This is a genomic window from Clostridium beijerinckii (assembly GCF_018223745.1).
Classification (GTDB): domain Bacteria; phylum Bacillota; class Clostridia; order Clostridiales; family Clostridiaceae; genus Clostridium; species Clostridium beijerinckii.
This window is the reverse complement of sequence record NZ_CP073653.1, coordinates 5,800,001-5,802,500: the sequence shown is the minus strand read 5'-3', so window position 1 is coordinate 5,802,500 and position 2,500 is coordinate 5,800,001. Positions and strand designations below refer to the sequence as shown.

The following is a 2,500-nucleotide window of genomic DNA, read 5'->3' as shown; positions in this document are numbered from 1 at the left end:
CAGGTAAGTTCTGACCCGCACGAATGGCGTAATGACTTGTGCACTGTCTCAACTGCAAATCCGGCGAAGTTGTAGTGCGAGTGAAGATGCTCGCTACCCGCGATTGGACGGAAAGACCCCGTAGAGCTTTACTGTAGCTTAGCATTGAATTTCGGTATTGTCTGTACAGGATAGGTGGGAGACTGGGAAACTAGGGCGTCAGCCTTGGTGGAGTCGTTGTTGGGATACCACCCTGATAGTATTGAAGTTCTAACTGGATGCCATGAAACTGGTGACAGGACATTGTTAGGTGGGCAGTTTGACTGGGGCGGTCGCCTCCTAAAATGTAACGGAGGCGCCCAAAGGTTCCCTCAGAACGGTCGGAAATCGTTCGAAGAGTGTAAAGGCAGAAGGGAGCCTGACTGCGACACCTACAAGTGGAGCAGGGACGAAAGTCGGGCTTAGTGATCCGGTGGTACCTCGTGGGAGGGCCATCGCTCAACGGATAAAAGCTACCTCGGGGATAACAGGCTGATCTCCCCCAAGAGTTCACATCGACGGGGAGGTTTGGCACCTCGATGTCGGCTCGTCGCATCCTGGGGCTGAAGTAGGTCCCAAGGGTTGGGCTGTTCGCCCATTAAAGCGGCACGCGAGCTGGGTTCAGAACGTCGTGAGACAGTTCGGTCCCTATCCGTCGCGGGCGTAGGAAATTTGAGAGGAGCTGTCCTTAGTACGAGAGGACCGGGATGGACTGACCTATGGTGTACCAGTTGTTTCGCCAGAAGCATAGCTGGGTAGCTAAGTCGGGAAGGGATAAACGCTGAAAGCATCTAAGTGTGAAGCCCACCTCAAGATGAGATTTCCCATAGCATAAGCTAGTAAGACCCCTTGAAGACTACAAGGTTGATAGGTCAGAGGTGTAAGTATGGTAACATATTTAGCTGACTGATACTAATAGGTCGAGGGCTTGACCAATATAGTCAAGTTGTAAATACATTAAAGAAACTATGTGCAATTTTGAAAGAACAAAATTTCTTTCAAATTAAAGATCTCGTGATGATGGCATAGAGGTAACACTCCTTCCCATTCCGAACAGGAAAGTTAAGGTCTATAGCGCCGATGGTACTGCATGGGAGACTGTGTGGCAGAGTAGGACGTTGCGAGGTAAGATAAAAAGATAGTTGTAATAACTATCTTTTTTTATTTTATAATATTTAGGAATGGTAAGACGATAAGCTTCGCCGCTGTATAGCTGGATTATTTAATGCCGTATTTCTAAAAAACTCAATAAGTATGACGATTTTGTATAACTCATTTCTCTAAATCATTACGAAAGAGCTTATTAATTCAATGTATTCTTAATTCTACAACTGAATTTCTATCCTAAGCACATATTTAAGACGGTATATTTTTACGATAAGTCTTTTTTGATAGAGTCCATTCCTTATATAACATTAATATCTATTCTGAACAACAAAGTAGTTATTGAGAGATTAACAACTTTGCACACTAATCTTATTATAATATTTCATATTAACTTTATAGTTTAATTTTTTATGATTAAAAACTCATTTAGTAGAGCATATTTTCTGTTATTATATGAAAAAGTTTTTATGTTTGATGAAATTTTATGTATCCAGGGGTAATTGGATCCTTTCATGATCATAAGATCTTTTATTATTTTGAACTTAATTTCTTATTAATAAAGATATTTAGAATTATTAGGAATGAGATAATTAGGCTAAAAAACATATATAAATGTAATAGATTGAACCAAATTGGAGTGACAACTATTGCTAGCGTATCAGTATGTATAAAATCTAGAATAATGACGTATTATAAAGAAAAATGAAAATAATCGCATTTAGTAATAGGAAAGCAAATAATATGAAAATATCAGAGATGTTAAGATAAAACACGTCGCTAAGAGACATAAACAAAACAACTTAAAGGGAAAAAGATTTTCTAGGAAAGTTGTTGACAATGTCGAATGGTGATGATATGATAAAATCTCTCGCTAAGAGATGCAAAATTAATAACTTAAAGCTAATAGAATTACTGAAAAATGAGTTCGAAAAGTTTTTTTAAAAAGTTGTTGACAAGCTTCGAAAGCGGTGATATACTGAGTAAGCTGTCAGAAACGACAGATAACAACAAAACATTACAACAGTAGTTGTAAGAAAGAAAAATTGGTCTTTGAAAATTGAACAGAATGATATAAATACATTTAAGTAAACCAGCAATTTTTATTTGAGTAAGCTAAGATTAAACTTTTTATTGAGAGTTTGATCCTGGCTCAGGACGAACGCTGGCGGCGTGCTTAACACATGCAAGTCGAGCGATGAAGCTCCTTCGGGAGCGGATTAGCGGCGGACGGGTGAGTAACACGTGGGTAACCTGCCTCATAGAGGGGAATAGCCTTTCGAAAGGAAGATTAATACCGCATAAGATTGTAGTGCCGCATGGCATAGCAATTAAAGGAGTAATCCGCTATGAGATGGACCCGCGTCGCATTAGCTAG

3 rRNA genes (2 of these 3 cut by a window edge) are annotated in these 2,500 nt (G+C 39.6%); all 3 read left to right on the top strand.

Annotation, left to right across the window (positions count from 1 at the left end):
- Nucleotides 1-954: ribosomal RNA gene (locus KEC93_RS25645) — 23S ribosomal RNA — on the top strand (it extends 1,958 nt beyond the left edge of the window).
- Between the two features lie 74 nt (nt 955-1,028).
- A 5S ribosomal RNA gene (gene rrf / locus KEC93_RS25640) occupies nt 1,029-1,145 on the top strand.
- Nucleotides 1,146-2,252: 1,107 nt separating this feature from the next.
- Nucleotides 2,253-2,500, top strand: a 16S ribosomal RNA gene (locus KEC93_RS25635); it runs 1,264 nt beyond the window's last position.